This is a genomic window from Stenotrophomonas sp. PS02300 (genome assembly GCF_029959395.1).
Taxonomy (GTDB): Bacteria; Pseudomonadota; Gammaproteobacteria; order Xanthomonadales; family Xanthomonadaceae; genus Stenotrophomonas; species Stenotrophomonas maltophilia_AD.
In genome coordinates, this window is the sequence record NZ_JASCOP010000218.1 from 1 (window position 1) to 3,125 (window position 3,125).

General features: G+C 67.8%; 4 protein-coding genes. 2 read left to right on the plus strand and 2 right to left on the minus strand.

Features of this window, described 5'->3' with window-relative positions; all coding sequences use genetic code 11:
* Window positions 1-62 precede the first annotated feature (62 nt).
* On the plus strand, window positions 63-488 hold the full coding sequence (locus QMX79_RS20415; RefSeq protein WP_282248405.1) for an NUDIX domain-containing protein: 426 nt from the start codon (window positions 63-65) through the stop codon (window positions 486-488).
* A gap of 15 nt (window positions 489-503) precedes the next feature.
* A complete protein-coding gene (locus QMX79_RS20420; RefSeq protein WP_282248406.1) occupies window positions 504-1,034 on the plus strand; it encodes a hypothetical protein in 531 nt (176 codons plus the stop codon).
* A gap of 8 nt (window positions 1,035-1,042) precedes the next feature.
* On the opposite strand, the gene QMX79_RS20425 is transcribed toward QMX79_RS20420, so the two are convergent.
* Together QMX79_RS20425 and QMX79_RS20430 are read right to left on the minus strand one after the other, a co-directional pair.
* Window positions 1,043-2,146 carry a sugar kinase gene (locus tag QMX79_RS20425; RefSeq protein WP_282248407.1) on the minus strand — a complete coding sequence of 368 codons (1,104 nt, stop codon included), beginning with the start codon at window positions 2,144-2,146 and terminating at the stop codon, window positions 1,043-1,045.
* A partial coding sequence (locus QMX79_RS20430; RefSeq protein ID WP_282248408.1) for a GDSL-type esterase/lipase family protein occupies window positions 2,143-3,125 on the minus strand: 983 nt, incomplete at its 5' end. The genes QMX79_RS20425 and QMX79_RS20430, both read right to left, overlap by 4 nt.

Below are 3,125 nucleotides of genomic sequence, written 5' to 3' on the forward strand. Positions count from 1 at the left end.
GGCGACCACCGTTGGTGGTCGCGCGCCCGCAGGCGATAATGGATCAGCTTACGGAGAACCCCATGCCCGACTCCAATCCATTGCAACAGCCTCGCGTAGGCTGCGGTGCCGTCATCCAGCGTGCCGATGGTGCGGTGCTGCTGGTCAAGCGCGGCCGCCAGCCCGAGCAGGGCCATTGGGGCCTGCCTGGTGGCAAGGTCGACTGGATGGAGAAGGTCGAAGACACTGTGGTTCGGGAAGTGCGGGAGGAAACGGGCCTGCACGTGACGGTAGTGCGCCTGCTGTGTGTAGTGGACCATTTCGAACCGGAACTGGGGCAGCATTGGGTAGCGTCGGTCTACCTTGCGCGCCCGCTGGATGACGCCGAAGCTACATCACTGGAGCCAGACGCGATCCTCGCGCTGGACTGGTTTACTGCCGATGCATTGCCTGCCCCGTTGACCCGGTCGGCGCGGTCCGGGCTGTCTGAGCTTTCACTGCTGCGCTGAGCTAAGCTCGGTTCCATGCTCACCCTTCCCGCCACTTTGCGGAACGAACTTGCCGATACCTTGCGCCTGCTTGAGAGAGGCTGCGCAACCCGCTCGCCGGATCAGGTACAGGTGTTGGTACAGGGCATGCCAATCCAGTTTCCGTACCGCCTGTACTGCGCGCGCGAGGACTTGCGCGATGCCTGCAGCGCTCCTGGGGTGACCGGCAGGGTTGCGCTGTGCCTGGGATCACGCCACAACGACGGCCATGTGCGGGAGGAGTGCATGCGGTCCCTGCTGCCGTCAGACGAGCCATGGGTGGTGCCGTTCGTGCTTCAGTTGCTGGGTGAATACGTCCTTGAGATCGTGACCTGCATCGACAGCGCGCTTTCTCAGCACCTTCCCGCACGGTACGTCGCGTTCGCGCGGGAGAATCCGGTGTACATGCAGCGGCTATCCCAGCAGGCCACCAGCTACTGGAACGCGTACTACCGCCGAACCTACCGGAAGCGGGACGAGTATCCGGCGCTGCGCCTGTTGGGACGTCTTTCCAACATCCCCGTGTAATCCGGTCCTTAGCGCCGCGCCGCCGCCCCATCGCCGCGCGCCACCGCTTCCACTTCCTCGCGGCTGGTACACGCGGCATCGCCCGGCGTGGACATCGCCAATGCGCCGTGCGCCGCGCCCAGTTCCACCGCCGCCTGTTCGCCAAGGCCTTCCAGCAGGGAATGCACCACGCCGGCCACGAATGCATCGCCGCCGCCCACGCGGTCCAGCAGGTCCACTTCGCGCGCGGCGGAGACAAACAGCGCCTCGCGGTTGCGCAGCGCCCCGGCCCAGCCATTGCGTGCGGCGTTGCTGGCATCGCGCAGGGTGAAGGCCACCGCCTGCAGGTTCGGGAACCGCTCCATCGCCCGCAGCGCGGCCGCATCGGCCGGGCCGACATCCATCGGCGTCTCGCGCTTGCCCAGGTCGGCCAGGTCCATGCCCAGGCAGGCCGCGAACGAGTACTCATCGCCCACGAGCAGGTCGCACTCGGCGGCGATGGCGCAGTTGGCATGCCGTGCCGCATCCGGATCCGGGTGGCTGTTCCACAGGCTGGCGCGGTAGTTGAGGTCGTAGGACACCGCCACCCCATGCCGGCGCGCAGCGCGCACGGCGGCGATGGCCGTCTGCGCGCTGTGCTCGGACAAGGCCGCGAAGATGCCACCGGTGTGCAGCCAGCGCACCCCGTGCACGCCGAACAGCGTGTCCCAGTCGTATTCGTCGGCTTGCAGCTGTGAGGCGGCCGAGTACGCACGGTCGGACACCCCCAGCGGCGCGCGTACGCCGAAGCCGCGCTCGGTGAAGTTCAGTCCCATCCGTGTGTTGCGGCCAATGCCGTCGTACCCGCGCCAGACGATCTGGCTGCTGTCCACGCCGCCGGCCTGGATCAGCTGCTGGGCCAGCAGGCCCAGTTCGTTGCGCGGCAATGCGGTGAGTACCGCCGTGGCATGGCCGAAGGTGCTGCTCAACCCGCGTGCCACGTTGTACTCGCCGCCGCCTTCCCACACCTGGAACTGGCGCGCGTTGCGTACCCGGCCTTCGCCCGGATCGAACCGCAGCATCACTTCACCCAGCGCCATCGCCGCCCAACGTGGGCTGGCGTGGTGGGCCAGCTGGAACTGCTGCGTGCTCATCGTGCCTTGCACCCCAGCAGGGCCAGGTCCACGCCATCGGCCATGCGCCGGTAGCCTTCATCGTTGGGGTGCAGGAAATCGCGGGTGATCGCTTCGGGCAGGAATTCTGGCTTGGCCGGATCACGCAGGATCTGGTCGAAGTCGATCAGCGCATCGAAGCCACTGCGCCCACCGCGCATCCAGGTGTTGAGCGTGGTGCGGGTGCCGGCTGATACGGGCTCGTAGCGGTCCGAGCCGCCGAACGGCGTCATCGTGGCGGCAATGGCGCGGATGCCATTGCTGTGCAGGCGTTCGGCTACCTGCCGGTAGCCCAGCACCATGTCATCGGCGTTGCGGCCGGCCACCGGCGGGGTGCCGCCGTCGTGGCGGATATCGTTGATGCCTTCGAACAGGATCACCCGGTCCACGTGCGGCAGCGCAATCACATCGCGGTCCAGCCGGGCCAGCGCGCTGTGGCTGCGGCCATGGTCCATCACCTTGTTGCCGCTGATGCCGGCATTGACCAGCACCACCTGGTCCGGGCAGGCCTGCTGCAGGCGGGTGGCCAGCAGCGAAGGCCAATCGCCGTTGCTGCCGCGCGTGGCGGTGGCACCTTCAGTGATCGAATCGCCCAGCGCGACCACCACGATCGGCGTGGTGCTGCGCTCGGCCAGCACCGCCGACACCACGTTCTGCCGGTAGGCCAGCTTCACTTTGTCGGCGACCTCGGCCTGGCGGCCGTCGGCAATGCGCAGCGCGGTGCGCCGCACCGCCGGCTGGGTGGGTTCGGGGAAATACACGGTGAGGGAGACATCGGCCAGCGCCGGCACCGTCATCGGTACCGGGTCGCTGAGCAGCACCGCGCCCACTGGCACGGTGACTTCGCTGCGCCCGTTGAAGGTCACCAGCCTGGCCGGTGTGGCCGTGCCGGTGCGCTGTGCGGTGGCGCCCCCCCTAATGAGCGGCGCCCCCCCCACCGCCTTTGTGGCTGTGTCTTTAT